The organism is Acinetobacter lwoffii (assembly GCF_024129435.1).
Lineage (GTDB): Bacteria > Pseudomonadota > Gammaproteobacteria > Pseudomonadales > Moraxellaceae > Acinetobacter > Acinetobacter lwoffii_F.
The window spans coordinates 245,491-262,136 of sequence record NZ_JAMXXN010000001.1 but is presented as its reverse complement, the minus strand read 5'-3'; the positions used below and the strand labels follow the sequence as shown (position 1 = coordinate 262,136).

Annotated in this window: 16 protein-coding genes; 14 read left to right on the top strand and 2 right to left on the bottom strand. The window is 42.4% G+C overall.

What is annotated here, in order from left to right:
• On the top strand, nt 1-881 hold an 881-nt coding region (locus NI455_RS01320), incomplete at its 5' end, for an IS481 family transposase (RefSeq protein WP_253112038.1).
• Nucleotides 882-1,223: 342 nt separating this feature from the next.
• Entirely contained in the window at nt 1,224-1,787 is a 564-nt protein-coding gene (locus NI455_RS01315) for an NAD(P)/FAD-dependent oxidoreductase (RefSeq protein WP_153566254.1), read from the top strand.
• Between the two features lie 246 nt (nt 1,788-2,033).
• On the opposite strand, the gene ppsR is transcribed toward NI455_RS01315, so the two are convergent.
• On the bottom strand, nt 2,034-2,870 hold the full coding sequence (gene ppsR, locus NI455_RS01310) for a posphoenolpyruvate synthetase regulatory kinase/phosphorylase PpsR (RefSeq protein ID WP_004278781.1): 837 nt from the start codon (nt 2,868-2,870) through the stop codon (nt 2,034-2,036).
• Nucleotides 2,871-3,024: 154 nt separating this feature from the next.
• Between ppsR and ppsA the strand changes: the two genes are divergently transcribed.
• From ppsA to alr, 12 genes are all read left to right on the top strand, one after another.
• Nucleotides 3,025-5,403, top strand: coding sequence for a phosphoenolpyruvate synthase (gene ppsA, locus NI455_RS01305; RefSeq protein WP_004278782.1), 2,379 nt, complete (start codon nt 3,025-3,027; stop codon nt 5,401-5,403).
• Between the two features lie 419 nt (nt 5,404-5,822).
• Nucleotides 5,823-6,620: an RDD family protein gene (locus NI455_RS01300; RefSeq protein ID WP_253112036.1), complete on the top strand. Its 798-nt coding sequence runs from the start codon at nt 5,823-5,825 to the stop codon at nt 6,618-6,620.
• Nucleotides 6,621-6,917: 297 nt separating this feature from the next.
• Nucleotides 6,918-8,012 (top strand): ubiquinol oxidase subunit II, encoded by a 1,095-nt coding sequence (cyoA, locus tag NI455_RS01295; RefSeq protein ID WP_044108868.1) that lies wholly within the window; start codon nt 6,918-6,920, stop codon nt 8,010-8,012.
• A 3-nt stretch (nt 8,013-8,015) separates the two neighbouring features.
• Entirely contained in the window at nt 8,016-10,004 is a 1,989-nt protein-coding gene (gene cyoB / locus NI455_RS01290; RefSeq protein WP_005252153.1) for a cytochrome o ubiquinol oxidase subunit I, read from the top strand.
• A gap of 4 nt (nt 10,005-10,008) precedes the next feature.
• Nucleotides 10,009-10,629 carry a cytochrome o ubiquinol oxidase subunit III gene (cyoC, locus tag NI455_RS01285; RefSeq protein WP_004278786.1) on the top strand — a complete coding sequence of 207 codons (621 nt, stop codon included), beginning with the start codon at nt 10,009-10,011 and terminating at the stop codon, nt 10,627-10,629.
• The gene (locus NI455_RS01280) at nt 10,629-10,955 is read left to right on the top strand and encodes a cytochrome o ubiquinol oxidase subunit IV (RefSeq protein WP_004645410.1); all 327 of its coding nucleotides are present in this window, start codon (nt 10,629-10,631) and stop codon (nt 10,953-10,955) included. Before cyoC ends, NI455_RS01280 begins: the two co-directional genes overlap by 1 nt.
• 10 nt (nt 10,956-10,965) lie before the next feature.
• Nucleotides 10,966-11,844, top strand: a complete 879-nt coding sequence (cyoE, locus tag NI455_RS01275; protein ID WP_253112034.1) for a heme o synthase — start codon at nt 10,966-10,968, stop codon at nt 11,842-11,844.
• 438 nt (nt 11,845-12,282) lie between these two features.
• Nucleotides 12,283-12,669, top strand: coding sequence for a 30S ribosomal protein S6 (gene rpsF / locus NI455_RS01270; RefSeq protein ID WP_004278789.1), 387 nt, complete (start codon nt 12,283-12,285; stop codon nt 12,667-12,669).
• Nucleotides 12,670-12,681: 12 nt separating this feature from the next.
• A complete protein-coding gene (gene rpsR / locus NI455_RS01265; RefSeq protein ID WP_004278792.1) occupies nt 12,682-12,909 on the top strand; it encodes a 30S ribosomal protein S18 in 228 nt (75 codons plus the stop codon).
• A gap of 9 nt (nt 12,910-12,918) precedes the next feature.
• Nucleotides 12,919-13,365, top strand: coding sequence for a 50S ribosomal protein L9 (gene rplI, locus NI455_RS01260; RefSeq protein WP_004278793.1), 447 nt, complete (start codon nt 12,919-12,921; stop codon nt 13,363-13,365).
• A gap of 216 nt (nt 13,366-13,581) precedes the next feature.
• Nucleotides 13,582-15,024 (top strand): replicative DNA helicase, encoded by a 1,443-nt coding sequence (gene dnaB / locus NI455_RS01255; RefSeq protein WP_005247269.1) that lies wholly within the window; start codon nt 13,582-13,584, stop codon nt 15,022-15,024.
• A 49-nt stretch (nt 15,025-15,073) separates the two neighbouring features.
• Entirely contained in the window at nt 15,074-16,144 is a 1,071-nt protein-coding gene (alr, locus tag NI455_RS01250; protein ID WP_253112032.1) for an alanine racemase, read from the top strand.
• A gap of 47 nt (nt 16,145-16,191) precedes the next feature.
• Here the strand turns inward: alr and NI455_RS01245 are convergent, their stop codons facing one another.
• Nucleotides 16,192-16,623, bottom strand: a complete 432-nt coding sequence (locus NI455_RS01245) for a BLUF domain-containing protein (protein WP_044108864.1) — start codon at nt 16,621-16,623, stop codon at nt 16,192-16,194.
• Between the last annotated feature and the right edge of the window lie 23 nt (nt 16,624-16,646).

Here is a 16,646-nt window from a genome sequence, read left to right as displayed (position 1 = left end):
TGATCAATAAATCCCGTCGAGTACCAAATTTAAAAAACCGTGTAGATGATGCTACTGAACAGGCTGTTATTGATTTCGCAATTCAATATCCAGCTTATGGTCAGCATCGTACCAGTAACGAATTGCGCAAGAAAGGTGTATTTGTTTCAGGGAGTGGTGTTCGTTCTATTTGGCTCCGCCATGATTTGGAGAACTTTAAGAAGCGTTTAAAAGCACTCGAAGCTAAAGTGGCACAGGATGGTATCGTACTAAATGATCATCAGATTGCTGCACTTGAGCGTAAGCATGAAGATGATGTGGCGTGTGGTGAAATCGAAACTGCTCATCCAGGCTATTTAGGTGCACAAGACACCTTTTATGTCGGGAATCTCAAGGGTGTTGGACGGATCTACCAGCAAACATTTATCGATACTTATAGCAAGGTCGTTCATTGCAAGCTCTATACAACCAAAACACCGATTACAGCGGCTGATTTGCTCAATGATCGTGTATTACCTTTCTATCAATCCCAGGATTTACCAATGCTTCGCATTCTTACAGACAGAGGAACCGAGTATTGCGGTAAGGTGGAACAACATGACTATGAGTTGTATCTAGCGCTCAATGACATTGATCACACGAAGACAAAAGCAGCTTCACCACAAACGAATGGGATCTGTGAACGCTTCCATAAAACAATACTGCAGGAGTTTTATCAAATTACATTTAGGAAAAAGCTTTATAGCACGCTAGAAGAGTTGCAGACGGATTTAGACGACTGGCTGAAATTCTATAATACTGAACGGACTCATCAAGGAAAAATCTGCTGTGGTCGTACACCATTTGAAACTTTACTTGATGGAAAACAAATTTGGGCTGAGAAGAATTTAGCTCAAATTTAACCTGACAGGCACAATAAAAATCAGGTAACTGTCAGATCAGGTTTGAGCTAGTACATGACCAAAAGAAATATATCAGTAAAAGCATTTCTATCGACCTCCTCCATTAAAAAACTTCTTCCCTAAACGAACACTTCACTTCTTTTCCTTCATCCATCTCAGCAAGTTAAAAGTCATTCCTTTTGGATCGCGTGTAAATCTATTCAGTCTTCAATAAAATCAGATTTTATATTTTGCTCAAATAGATGACTGTCTAAGTTAAATTTTTCACTTTACCCTGGCTTGAGTTTTTGTTTATATCTCATACAAAGAAAATTAATTATTAAATAAATTCAAGGAATTCTAATGTCTACCAAGCAGGATCCACACGCTGGTATTTTTGAAAATCGCCCCGAACATTTTCAGCAGTTTAATGGAATTAAAGTGCCCTCCTCCGAACTGTTAGAATTGGATTATGCAGATAAAGATATTGCTATTATTGGCACAGATCAGTTTACCGTGAGCCAGCTGGATAAAATCAGTCAACATGCCCGTTCGGTAAAAGTTTTCCAGATTAATCCTGCTTTTGTACTGCCCGGTTCCGACCGAATTCTGCAACGAATTATTAATCACCCATTGATTGGTAAAAATCGCCGCTTATTTAACAACCGCATTAAAAGCTTGCTTTCTCTGCGGTTTTTAGAAAATCAGGTGCAGAATTTGTGGCTAAGACGCCAGTTAATGCCAAATCTTGCATCTTCCCGTAAAATTTATCTGAAATCAGATCATTATTATGCTGCCCTACAGCGTGAAAATTGCCAGCTGATTACTTGGCCAATTTTAAAAATTTCGGAAAATACGATTCATTGCATCAATGGTGAACAGCATCCGGTCGATATCATTATTCATACTTATTTAGCAGAAAAATAACTCACGCTGGCGAGTAAAAATGAAAAATTGGTAAGCTGATAATGAGATTTTTATTTACGTATCAAGAACCGACATGATGATTTATTCAACAAAATGAGCAAAGAAGACTCTTTTATATTTCAGAATATGATAATTGGTATTTTCTTAGAATTATAAAATTCATACATTATTTCGATTAATCAATGCTTACTTGTAATTTTTAGCTATAAATCAAAGCCAAACCGCAGTTTGGCTCTGGCTGGTTTCTTAACCGATTCGACGTTTTAAACCGGTCATTTGCAACACACGTGTTGAGATTTCTTCAATCGACATTTCAGACACATTCAGGTACTTGATGCCTTCCGAAATATAAATTCCTTCAATCGCACGCAACTCCATCTGACACTGACTAAAGCTGGCATAACGGCTATTGGCCTTACGCTCAGAACGAATGGCCACAAGGCGTTCCGCATCAATCATCAGGCCAAACAGCTTGTTTTTATGCGGTCGCAGCACGGCTGGCAGTCGGTTATCATCCAAATCTTCTTCAGTCAGTGGATAGTTCGCCACGCGAATACCGAACTGCAAAGACAGATAAATAGAGGTCGGGGTTTTACCTGAACGCGATACACCAATCAGGATCAGGTCAGCTTTATCATAATGACGGGTACGTGCGCCGTCGTCGTTATCTAAAGCAAAATGAACAGCATCAATACGGGCCTTATAAGACTCAGAGTCGGTCACCGCGTGGGTCTGCCCGACTAAAGTTGTAGGAATCGTGCCTAATTCATCAGCCAACTTACTAATAAGCCCTTCAAATACATCGAGATTTACTGCATTTGCAGTATTAATAATGTCGCGCACATAGGGATCAACTAGGGTATCAAATACCAGCGGTTTTTCACCGTCGATTTGAGCTCTTGCATTGATCTCTGCCACCACATTTGTAGCCGCTTCTTCGGAACTAATGTAAGGGATAATATGAATGTCAAATTTCACATGCGGAAACTGCGCTAACAGCGAGTGTCCAAGGGTTTCAGCGGTGATGGCGGTACCATCTGAAATAAAGAAAACACTACGCTGAATTTGTTTACCTTCCGACATTAAAATTCTCCTCCAACATTTGTCTTAGTGCTATATAATCTTTATAGTAAACCGATCTTACATGACTGTCGCTTAGTAAAATCAAAAACCTAGATGATTTGCTATACTCTCATGCCGAGATAGTGATTAATACTGCAAAAGTGGAGTAACAACTTTGGAAGCGCGCGTAATTGGTCTGGAAAAATTAGGGAAGCACGACGTTGAGCTGGTCGGTGGGAAAAACTCATCACTAGGCGAAATGATCAGCCACTTATCAAATGCTGGTGTATCTGTGCCAGGTGGTTTCGCAACGACTGCCGATGCCTACCGTGAATTTCTCGAGCAAAGTGGCCTAAACGCTAAAATCAATGCAGAGCTTGCTGCACTCAATGTTGATGATGTAAATGCACTTGCTGAAACTGGCGCAAAAATTCGTCAATGGATTGTGGATACTCCACTTACGCCTGCATTAGAACAAGAAGTTCGTACAGCATTTGCAGAACTTTCTAACGGCAACCCTGACATCGCGGTTGCCGTTCGTTCTTCTGCAACTGCAGAAGATTTGCCGGATGCTTCTTTTGCCGGCCAGCAAGAAACTTTCTTGAACATTCGTGGTATCGATAACGTTCTGATCGCAATCAAAGAAGTGTTTGCATCTTTGTACAACGACCGCGCAATCTCATACCGTGTACACCAAAACTTTGCCCATGATGTAGTTGCCCTGTCTGCTGGTGTACAACGCATGGTTCGTTCAGAAACTGGCGCTGCAGGTGTGATGTTTACGCTAGATACTGAATCAGGCTTCCGTGATGCAGTATTCATTACTGCATCTTATGGTTTGGGTGAAATGGTCGTTCAAGGTGCAGTTAACCCGGACGAATTCTATATTTCTAAACCGCTTTTAAATGCAGGCCGACACGCGATCCTTCGTCGCAACCTGGGTTCTAAGCACCAGAAAATGATTTATGGTGAAGAAGCATCTGCAGGTAAATCTGTCGTTGTCGTGGATGTTGAAAAAGCTGAACGCCAACAGTTCGCTTTAAACGACCAGGAATTACAAGAACTTGCTAAACAAGCGCTGATCATTGAAAACCACTACGGTGCACCAATGGACATCGAGTGGGCAAAAGATGGCGATGATGGCAAGATTTACATCGTTCAGGCGCGTCCTGAAACTGTAAAAAGCCGTGAAAATGTCGGCACCATGGAACGCTACCTGTTGAAACAACGCGGTACTGTGATCTGTGAAGGCCGTTCAATCGGTCAACGCATTGGTTCTGGTAAAGTCCGCATTGTGACGTCTATTAAAGAAATGGACAAAGTACAAGACGGTGATGTTCTTGTATCTGATATGACTGACCCGGATTGGGAACCAGTCATGAAACGTGCAGCTGCGATTGTAACAAACCGTGGTGGTCGTACTTGTCACGCAGCAATTATTGCACGTGAGCTTGGTGTTCCTGCAATCGTGGGTTGTGGTAATGCAACTGAAGTTCTTGTAGACGGTCAGGAAGTGACTGTGTCTTGTGCTGAAGGTGATACTGGCTTTATCTATGAAGGCGCACTAGATTTTGAAATTCAAAAGAATTCAATTGAGTCTATGCCTGCTCTTCCATTTAAAGTAATGATGAACGTGGGTAACCCGGATCGTGCATTTGACTTTGCTCAAATTCCAAACGCAGGTATTGGTCTGGCGCGTCTTGAATTCATTATTAACCGTATGATTGGTGTTCACCCGAAAGCATTAATCAATATTGACAGCCTTCCACGTGAAACACGTGCAGCAGTCATGGCGCGTACTGCAGGTTATGCATCTCCAATTGAATTCTATGTAGAGAAACTGGTTGAAGGTATCTCGACACTTGCTGCTGCATTTGCAGACAAGCCAGTCATTGTTCGTATGTCAGACTTCAAGTCTAACGAATATGCAAACTTGATCGGTGGTAAGTTATACGAGCCAGAAGAAGAAAACCCGATGCTAGGTTTCCGTGGTGCAAGTCGCTACGTTTCTGATAACTTTCGTGATTGCTTCGAACTTGAATGTCGTGCATTGAAAAAGGCACGTGATGAAATGGGTTTAACCAATATCCAGATCATGATTCCATTTGTTCGTACTGTTGCTGAAGCGAAACGTGTAATTGAACTTCTTGCATTAAATGGTCTTAAGCGCGGTGAAAACGGCCTTAAAGTGATCATGATGTGTGAACTTCCAACCAATGCTTTATTGGCAGATCAATTCCTTGAACATTTCGATGGTTTCTCTATTGGTTCAAACGACTTGACACAATTAACGCTTGGTCTTGACCGTGACTCGGGTATTGTCTCTCACCTATTTGATGAGCGCGACCCTGCAGTTAAGGCGTTGCTTTCTCTTGCAATTCAAGCATGTCGTAAAGCTGGCAAATATGTCGGTATTTGTGGTCAAGGTCCTTCTGATCATCCAGATCTTGCACAATGGTTAATGGAACAAGGTATCGACTCTGTGTCTTTAAACCCAGACTCGGTACTTGAGACTTGGTTCTTCCTGGCTGAAGAAAAAGTGCAAAAAGCATAAGCAATTGTGAATAAAAAAGACCCTTTGATAGGGTCTTTTTTATGAGATAGATATTATGATTTATTGTTTGAAAATTGATAACTAAAGACCCAATCACAAGCTAAACAATTGAATTTATAAATATAATTAAATCAACGCTTATCAACACATAAAGACTGTAATGACAAACAAATACCAACAGTAAAGTCATATCAAAATGGCAATAATAATAAATAACCATCGAATGTTCAGGAAGATATTTTTAAGAATGCAGATCCTTGCAATTTTGTATGGGCTCATTTTTAATGACAAATATGATTGAAAATCCTCAATTAATCTATATCTTACGATGAGAGGATGTTTGTTTTCAAAACAGAATTCAATACAATCTTGATCAAAGCTATTATCAGTTCACATTTATATATTGAGATTCAGTCTATATGCAGATTTACTTGGCCCGAAACAATCAACAAGCTGGTCCATATACGCTCGAGCAATTGAATCAGATGCTGGCGAATCAACAAGTCATGCTGACTGACCTGGCATGGCATCAAGGCATGACCGAGTGGAAAGCCTTAGGTGAACTTACCCAAGGAAAATCGGTATATCAACCCGAAGGTTATGTCGCTCCAGCAGTCACACCTGAAACGCCGGTATTCCAGAATAGCCAACCAACGACTTCGGCCTACTCACAGCCTCATACTCAAACAGCAACTCAAAAAAATGAACTTGCCAGTATTCCAAGCCGCATCCTGGCCAAAATTGTAGACGTATTACTGTGGCTACCAGCAACCTTCATTTTGACTGCTTTTTTTACGCCTGAACAGGAAACCCGGTTTGCTCAACTGAATGAAGAATTCATGAATGTTGTGCTGAGTAGCGATGCAGATCCTGCAATGGCTCAGCAATTACAGACTCAAATGTTTGAGATGTTTTCTCAGCAGGCGTGGCTTGCCACAGCGGTCTATTTGATTATCATGCTGGCCATTCAAGCCTTTCTGATTGCCAAATCAGGCCAAAGTATTGGTAAAAAGCTGACAAAAATCAAAATTGTAGATGCCGAATCAGGTGAAAAGACCAGCCTGTTACGCGCCTTCACTATTCGTAGCGTATTTTTCATATTTTTAAATATTGTATTTATGCCACTGAGTTTAATTATTGACTGGGCCTTCGGGTTGGGCAAAAAACGTCAAACCTTGCACGATAAACTCGCAAAAACGCAAGTTGTGAAACAATAGTGCAGGAATACACAAAATGGGATGAATATCATCCCATTTTGATTACAGAACTTTGAAATTGAAATAAAATTCCCATAAATCCCCCCAATCCAGACCAGCAAAATCGGTTTTTATTACAGGCATTTAAAGCGCCCTAGATATAGCTTAGTTCGTGAATCTCAGGCATAATGCCCTACAACGTAGCGGTGTATTGTGATTAATAGGATGTTTTGTAAAATTCAGCCTTTTTTGTCATATGCACTTTAATCGCTATCCCATATTAAATTAGGGAATGGGACTCTTCACCGAGGTTGTAAAATGAGACAAACGATTTTAGCTGTATTGTCTTTATCTGCGATGACTGCACTCTTGACCGGGTGTGGTGGTGATATGGTACTTCTGAACTCTAAAGGTCCAGTTGCAGCAGGTCAAAGTAACCTGATGATGACTGCGATTTACTTAATGCTTTTGGTGGTTATTCCATCAATCATCATGGCATTATGGTTCGGTTGGAAATATCGTGCATCGAATAAAGACGCAGACTATAAACCTACATGGACACACTCTACTGCGATTGAAATTGTAGTATGGGGTATCCCTGTCATTATTATTGGTATTTTAGCTTGGTTAACTTGGTGGGGCTCCCACAAGTATGACCCATACCGTCCAATTGAAGCAGATAAAGCGCCATTAACTGTTCAAGTTATTGCTGAGCAATTTAAATGGATCTTCATCTATCCTGAGCAAGGCATTGCAACTGTTAACGAATTGCGTTTCCCAGAGAAAACTCCGGTAAGCCTTCGTTTAACCTCTAACTTCACGATGAACTCGTTCTTCATCCCGGCGTTAAGTGGTCAGATTTATGCAATGGCAGGTATGCAAACTCACCTCAACCTATTAGCTGATGAAACTAGCCCAGCTGAAGGCTACCGTGGTTTCTCTTCAAACTATTCAGGTTACGGCTTCTCACAAATGCGCTTCCGTGCACATTCTGTGACTGATGCCCAGTTTGCCGAATGGGTTTCTGCTATTCAGGCAGGAAACGGTACTTCAGTTAACCCTAATGCAGTACAAAAAACTGTTCTAGACCAAGCTGAATTTGCAAGCTTACGTGACGGTAACCGCGGTGTTCACCAGATCGAAGCGATTATTGCAAGAGCTAAGACTCCTGAAGAGAAGGCTGCTGCTGAAGCAATGAAGCCTTACCCTACTAAGCCACATCCTGTGACTTACTACTCTTCTGTAGAGCAAGGTTTGTTTGAATCTGTGATTCACAAGTATATGAGTAACTACCACGGTGCTGACCATTCAGCTCCTGTAGAAGCTGCAGCGACTGATGCTGTTGCTCATGAAGCGTCTGCTTCTGAAGCTCATGTAGCTGGTGAACATGCGACTGCTTCTCAAGGAGAATAAGACATGAGCTTCTTAGGTAAGTTAGGTCCAGATGCAATTCCTTACGATCCAATCGTATTGGCAACTGTTGCAATGATGATCTTGGGTGGTATCGCAGTTGTTGCCGGTATTACCTACTTCAAAAAATGGGGCTACCTGTGGAACGAATGGTTCACATCTGTAGACCATAAAAAAATTGGTATCATGTACCTGTTCGTATCGATCATCATGCTGGTGCGTGGTTTCGCCGATGCGATCATGATGCGTCTTCAGCAGTTCCTTGCAAAAGGTGGCGGCGAAGGTTATTTACACCCTGAGCATTACGATCAGATCTTTACCGCGCATGGCGTGATCATGATCTTCTTCGTGGCAATGGGTCTTGTTGTTGGTTTGATGAACATCTCTGTACCGCTTCAAATAGGTGCACGTGACGTTGCATTTCCATTATTAAACTCTTTAAGCTTCTGGTTATTCGCCGGTGCTGCGGGTCTAATGATGGTGTCACTCGCGTTAGGTGAGTTCGCTGCAACAGGCTGGATGGCATACCCTCCACTGTCTGGCATTGAATACTCTCCAGGCGTAGGTATGGACTACTATATCTGGGCACTGCAAATTTCAGGTCTGGGTACGCTATTAACGGGTGTTAACTTCTTCGTTACCATCATCAAAATGCGTGCGCCTGGCATGAAACTTATGGAAATGCCAATCTTTACCTGGACATCTTTATGTACAGCAGTATTGATTATTGCGGCTTTCCCAGTGTTGACTGCAACAATTGCAATGTTAACGCTTGACCGTTACTTCGGTTTCCACTTCTTTACTAACGACTTGGGTGGTAGCCCGATGTTGTACGTGAACTTGATTTGGACTTGGGGTCACCCGGAAGTATATATCTTGGTATTACCAGCATTTGGTATTTACTCTGAAGTTGTTGCGACTTTCTCGCGCAAAGCATTGTTCGGTTACAAATCAATGGTGTATGCAACAGTAGCAATCACAGTATTGTCATTCGTTGTATGGGTTCACCACTTCTTTACCATGGGTGCAGGTGCCAACGTTAACGCGTTCTTCGGTATCATGACCATGATTATTGCGATTCCTACAGGTGTGAAAATCTTCTCTTGGTTATTCACCATGTACAAGGGTCGTATTGTTTACACTACTCCAATGCTATGGACACTAGGCTTCCTGGTAACTTTCGGTATCGGTGGTTTAACAGGTGTATTGATGGCGGTTCCACCAGCGGACTTCCTGGTACATAACTCTTTATTCCTGATTGCTCACTTCCATAACGTAATTATTGGTGGTGTAGTATTTGCGATGTTCGCAGGTATCATCTTCTACTGGCCGAAAATGTTCGGTTGGAGACTGAATGAGACTTGGGGTAAAGCAGCGTTCTGGTTCTGGTTCTTCGGTTTCTACTTTGCGTTCATGCCACTTTATATCCTTGGTTTCATGGGTATGACACGTCGTTTGAATACATTTGACAACCCAGAATGGGACCCGTATGTAAATATCGCGATGTTCGGTGCAGTTCTGATTGCGCTTGGTATCGTATGTTTCATTCTGCAAATCGTGGTTGGTTTCTTACAACGTGACCAACGTCTGGATTTGACTGGCGATCCATGGGATGGTCGTACCCTTGAATGGGCGACATCTTCTCCTGCTCCGTTCTATAACTTTGCTCATCTTCCAAAGATCAATGGTATTGATACTTTCTGGATCGAGAAAGAAAATGGTGTTGCGTATGCAAAACCAACGAAGTACGAAGATGTTCATATGCCAACTAACCGTGCTGCCGGTTTCGTTATCGCGATGTTCATCACTGTTATGGGCTTCGGTTTAATCTGGCACATCTGGTGGTTAGTAGTTGTTACGTTCCTTGCTTCTATCATTAGCTTCATCGTGTCTTCTTTCACCAAGAAAGTGGATTACTATGTTCCAGCTGCTGAAGTTGAGCGTATTGAAAACGAACGCTATGCGATTCTTGAAAAACACTTGAAGAAGGACTAAGACAATGGCTGAAGTACTTCATCACGATAACCACGGACACGATGAGCATCATCATCACGATGATACTGACATCACCGTCTTTGGTTTCTGGACTTACTTGATGAGTGACCTTGTCCTGTTCGGCACACTCTTCATTGCGTTCGCTGTTTTGAGTAGCCACATTCCTGTGGGTACTCCAAGTGCGAGAGACCTGTTTGGCGACTCTTTAGGTTTCGTTCTTACTGAAACCTTCGCCCTCTTGATCTCTTCTGTAACCTTTGGTTTTGCAGTTCTTGCTGCATACAAAAAAGACGTTGCAAAAGTACTGACTTGGTTAGCGATTACTTGGGTATTCGGTGCTATCTTCATCGGCATGGAACTATATGAGTTCAATCACCTAGTTCATGCTGGTCACGGTCCAAGCACAAGTGCGTTCTTATCTGCGTTCTTTACTTTGGTAGGTACGCACGGTATTCACGTAACTTCTGGTCTGGTCTGGATGATCGTGCTTATGGTTCAAATCAAGAAATATGGTTTGACTCTTGCAAACACGCGTCGTCTAGCTTGCCTAAGCTTGTTCTGGCACTTCCTTGACATCGTTTGGATCTGTGTATTCAGCGTAGTTTACTTGATGGGAGTTCTGTAATGAGTCACGATCATAACGCTGCTGGCGAATCACACGGTAACGTTAAGCAATATACTGTTGGCTTTATCCTTTCTGTCATCCTTACCGTAATTCCATTCGGTATGGTGATGGCAGGCGGTTTTGGCCGTGGTATCTTGATTACTGTCATCGCGATTACTGCGGTTGCTCAGATTCTTGTGCAGTTAATTTACTTCCTGCATATGAACTCTTCTTCAGAGCAACGCTGGAACGTGATTGCATTCGTGTATACCATCTTAACTATCGCTATTCTTTTAGTGGGTTCTGTATGGATCATGAATTACCTACACTACAACATGATGATCTAAACTGGTCGTCATGCTGAAAAAGTATTTATTCCTGACTAAGCCAGGAATTCTCTTCGGTAACTTTGTTACCACTTTGGGTGGCTACTTCGTAGCCACCCAAGGTTCTGTAGATTTCCTTCTCCTGCTTATTACCCTTCTCGGTACTACGCTTGTCGTAGCATCAGGATGTGTGGTCAACAACGTGATTGACCAGGACATCGACCAAAAAATGCAGCGCACCCAAAACCGTGCTCTGGTCACCAAAACCATTTCCGAACCTGTTGCCCTGGCCTTTGCTCTGGTATTAGGCATCGTTGGTTTTAGTCTTTTATGGTTCTGGGTAAATGCGTACGCTTTCTTATTCGCGGTGATTGGTTTTGTCGTATATGTTGGTTTCTACAGCCTATGGACAAAACGAACCACAATTCATCAAACTGTTGTAGGCAGTATTTCTGGTGCAGCTCCGCCTGTCATTGGTTATACCGCAGTAGCCAATCAATTTGACCTCGGTGCGTTACTGATCTTTTTAGGTTATGCGCTATGGCAAATGCCTCACTCATGGGCGATTGCGATTTACCGCTTTGATGATTACAAAAATGCAGGCATTCCGATTTTGCCTGTAGCGCGTTCGATTCATCGTACCAAGATTGAATCACTGGTTTATGTGGTGTTATTCACACTGACCATGAATGCATTATTTGTCTTTGGTTATGCTAACTGGTTTTATGCAGTGATTTTAAACTTACTGTGCATTTACTGGTTGTATATCGGTGTCATTGGATTTAAAGCTGAAAATGATCAACTTTGGGCAAAGAAATATTTCTTGTTCTCGGTGATCCTGATTACTGTCATCAGTATTATCTTTAGCTTTACCTCAACTGCGCCATCTATACAGATTGTGTTTTTTTAAAAAGATAGAGTTAGTCTCTATCTTTTTTTATTTTGATTTCTCTTAATCCCCTACTTCCAATAGTTGTAGAGCAGAATCAAAAATTCGGCTTTATAAAGCTAAACCTCGATCTTCCTGATCGCTTAGAAAATTCAATCTTTCTGGTTCCAGACTCCGATCCTTCAGTTTTCTAGATTTTCTGGCCTGATAAGTAAAGCTTGATCTTCGCAACAATACATGTGCTGAATTTAACCAGTCCAAATTTGCTTAAAGCCAAAGTCAGGTTCTGATGATCGATCTGGTTATAGAGATAATTTCGCAAAAATGTCTTATTTGGTTGAAATTATCCCTAAAGATCACTACAATTCCCCCTTCGCAAACACTGCGACACAACTTTGGTTGTGACTCCTTGCTTCAATTTACTTAAATTGGGGCTGTCCAAACCGTAAGGAGCTGACAATGCGTCATTACGAAATCGTACTTTTAGTACACCCTGATCAAAGCGATCAAGTAGTTGGTATGGTAGAACGCTACCTAACTCACATCAAAGAAGCTGAAGGTCAAATTCACCGTCTTGAAGACTGGGGCCGTCGTCAATTGGCTTACCCAATCAACAAGATCCACAAAGCTCACTACATTCTTATGAATGTTGAGTGTGGTCAAACTACTCTTGATGAGCTTGAAGAATTGTTCCGTTATAACGACGCAATCATTCGTAGCCTTATCATCCGTCGTGAAAACGCTATCACTGAAGAGTCATTATTGGCGAAAAGTGCTGAAGAAAAACGTGCGCGTAAAGCTCAACGTGAAGAAGCACAACACGCTCAAGACTCTGCTGAAGCTTAAGGAGAACATAACATGGCACGTTTTTACCGTCGTCGCAAGTTCTGCCGCTTTACAGCTGAGAACGTTACGTACATCGACTACAAAGATATCGACACTTTAAAACAGTACATCACTGAAAACGGCAAAATTGTTCCTAGCCGTATTACAGGTACTAAAGCTCGTTACCAACGTCAATTAGCGTTAGCTATCAAACAAGCTCGCTACTTGTCTTTGATCCCTTACACTGACAATCATAAGTGAGGTTGAGCTGTGGATATTATCTTATTACAACGCATTAAAAACCTAGGTAAACTAGGCGATAAAGTTTCAGTTAAAGCTGGTTACGGCCGTAACTTCCTTATCCCTCAAGGTAAGGCTGTTGCTGCAACTGAAGCAAACACTGCTGCTTTTGAAGCTCGTCGTGCTGAACTTGAGAAAGAAGAAGCTGCTATCTTGGCTGCTGCTCAAGCACGTGCTGACCAATTGAACGAAGTGAACATCGTTATCACTGCGAAAGCTGGTGATGAAGGTAAACTATTCGGTTCTATCGGTACTCGTGACATCGCTGACGCGTTGACAAATGCTGGTCTAGAAGTAGACCGTGCTGAAGTACGTCTTCCAAATGGCGCGCTTCGTCACACTGGCGAATTTAACATCGCAATCCAATTGCACCATGATGTTACTGCAGAAGTTCTAGTTACTATCGTAGCTGAGTAATTTCTCGCCTCAAAAAGAGCATGCGAAAGCATGCTCTTTTTTTATCTCTAAAAAATATAATCTAGCCAACACTGTCAAATTCATTTTATTATTCGTGTTTACAAAAAATTGCACTTCGCATTTTTGATCAGAGCGCGTATCATTTCATCTCGTAGTGAATAAACGCTATTCATCTCCGACGATATTTAACTATTGTATTTAAAATCAGGGATTTATATGTCACAGGCGAATGCCAGCAAAAAGGTAGCTACTGCTAAACCGGAAATTGTTACTGAAAATAGCAATCTCAAGGAGTTCCGTACTCCACCTCACAATTTAGCAATTGAACAGGCTGTACTTGCTGCCCTTATGACTGTGGCTGAATCTTTTGAGCAGGTCGGTGATGTGCTGACCGAAAATGATTTTTATGCCACCCGACACAAATATATCTTCCGTGCCATTGAGCAGCTCTCTAAAGAAAACTCGCCTTATGATGCGGTTCTGGTGCATGACTGGCTCATCAAACAAAACTTGCTCGATGCAATTGGTGGCGAAGAATATCTGATGCAGTTAATGGCAGATTCGCCATCGAGTTTCTATAACCTGGAAACTTATGCAGGCAAAATTAAAGAATTCTCTACCCTGCGTAGTATGATTAAAGTCAGCTCTGAAATTTTACAAAATGCCTATGACACCAAAGGCCGTACTGTCAGTGAAATTCTGGATCTGGCTGAGACCAATATTTTCTCGATTGCCGAACAGCATAATAACAATGCCAAAGCGCAAGGGCCTAAGCCGATCAACTCGGTGGTCGCGGACGTATTTGATAAATTAAATGAACTGTCGCAAATGGAAGGCAGCATTACCGGTTTAACCACTGGTTTTGTGGAACTGGATAACAAAACTTCCGGCATGCAATCCGGCGACCTGATTATTGTTGCGGCGCGTCCATCCATGGGTAAAACCACCTTTGCCATGAATCTGGTCGAAAGTGTCTTATTCAATAACAATCTGCCTGCTCTGGTCTATTCAATGGAGATGCCCGCCGACTCGATCGCCATGCGTTTGATTTCCTCATTTGGTCGCGTGCATCAGGGGCATTTACGTTCTGGTAAAATGGACAGTGATGAATGGTCAAAAGTCACCAGTACCATTGTGCATTTACAAGAAAAAAATCTGTATATCGATGATTCTTCTGCGCTACCACCAACAGAATTACGTGCCCGTGCGCGTCGTATTGCCAAAATGCATGGCGGAAAGCTGGGCTGTATCATGGTCGATTACTTGCAGCTGATGAAAGTACCCGGTATGGGCGATAACCGTGTCGGCGAGATCTCGGAAATCTCCCGAAGCTTAAAAGCTTTAGCGAAGGAAATGCAATGTCCGGTAATTGCCCTGTCACAGCTCAACCGATCGCTGGAAAACCGTCCAAACAAACGTCCGGTGATGTCCGACTTGCGTGAATCCGGTGCGATTGAGCAGGATGCCGACTTGATCATGTTTATTTACCGGGATGAGGTTTATAACAAGGAATCCAAGGAAGCTGGCACCGCCGAAATTATTATCGGTAAACAACGTAATGGCCCGATTGGTACCGTGCGTCTGGCATTCGAAGGTCAATATACCCGCTTTAGTAATCTCTCACCTGAGTTCTATGCTCAGTATGATGACGAAGAGTAATCAGGCTCTCGTCATCACATTTCCATCGTCCCTCTAGGAGTAATTTAGGGTGCGTCAAGCTACAGTTTATATTGACAGCGCTGCGCTGCAATATAATTTAAACCGTGTCAAACAACTTGCCCCAACCGCGAAAATCGTCAGCATGGTGAAAGCCAATGCTTATGGACACGGAGTTAAAGACTGCTTAGCAGCCTTAAGCGAAACCGATGCCTTTGGTGTCGCCTGCCTGCAAGAAGCCTTAGAAATTCGTGAATTAGGCTATCTACAGCCGATCACGCTTATCGAAGGTGTTTTTTCTGCAGATGAAATGCCAATCGTAATCGAACAAAATATTGAAGTCATTGTGCATCAACAGGCTCAAGTCGACTGGTTAATTGCACATAAAGATGCCTATATCGCCAAAGGTCTAAAAGTCTGGGTCAAACTGAATAGCGGCATGAACCGCCTAGGTTTTAAGATTGATGTGATTAAAACCGTGATCAATCAGTTGAAAGCAGAAGGCTTTACTTGTGTACTTGCCATGCACTTCGCTAATGCCGATGCCGAGCATCCACTGAATGATGAACAAATCCGTCAATTCCTGGAAATTAAAAATGACTGCGCCCCACTTTTAGCCTCTTGCTGTAACTCGGCTGCAATCTATAAATATCCAGAATTGCATTTTGACTATGTGCGTCCAGGGATCATGCTCTACGGTGCGACGCCCTTTTCAGACCGGGATGTGCATGATCTGGACTTAAAGCCGGTCATGACGTTTACAGCTGAAATTATTGCCTTGAATGATATTCAAGCAGGTGAGCATGTCGGTTATGGTTCGACATTTACCGCAAATCAGGACATGACGCTAGCGATTGTTTCGATTGGCTATGGTGATGGTTATCCTCGCGCTTTCCCTAAACAGAACTATGTCGCAATTAATGGCCAGCAAACTCGTGTGATCGGCCGCGTAGCGATGGATATGATTGCCATTGATGTGACAGGACTAGAAGTGCAATTGGGCACAGAAGTCGAACTTTGGGGTAAAACCCGTCTGGTGGATGATGTAGCGACAGCCAATGGCACGATTGGTTATGAACTATTATGCAGGCTCAGCAATCGTCCACTACGCCAAGTAGTCTGATCTAGTTCTCAAAATAAAAAAAGCCCAACTTATGTTGGGCTTTTTCTTTAGGCTGACTTTTGTTCTTCGCCCTGCTCTATGCATAATTGCATTAATAATGCATCGACATGGCTTTGCTGAAAGGCAAAAGGATTAAAGTCATCAAATCCCATTTCCCGACAGAATTGCTGGATCTGACTGCGTTTGGAAATATATTTCATGGACCAGTCCGGGAAACTTGGATATTCAATTTCCTTGGTTTCAAATAGTTTAATGTCCTGATGGCGAGGATCTTTATTCAGTCGCTCCACCAGCAGACTTTTTAAAGTGGGACATTCACCTTCCAGACATTGAAAAAAATGACCATCTGCGAAATAAAGTACACCTGTCACTTGATGCTGGTAATTAAAATCACGGGCTTCTTTCAAAATATTCGCTAAATCTTCAAGCAAATCAGTTTTGGGAGAAGTACTTTTACTGGCGTAACAAAATTGGTACATGCGCTAACTTCTCTATTTTTATT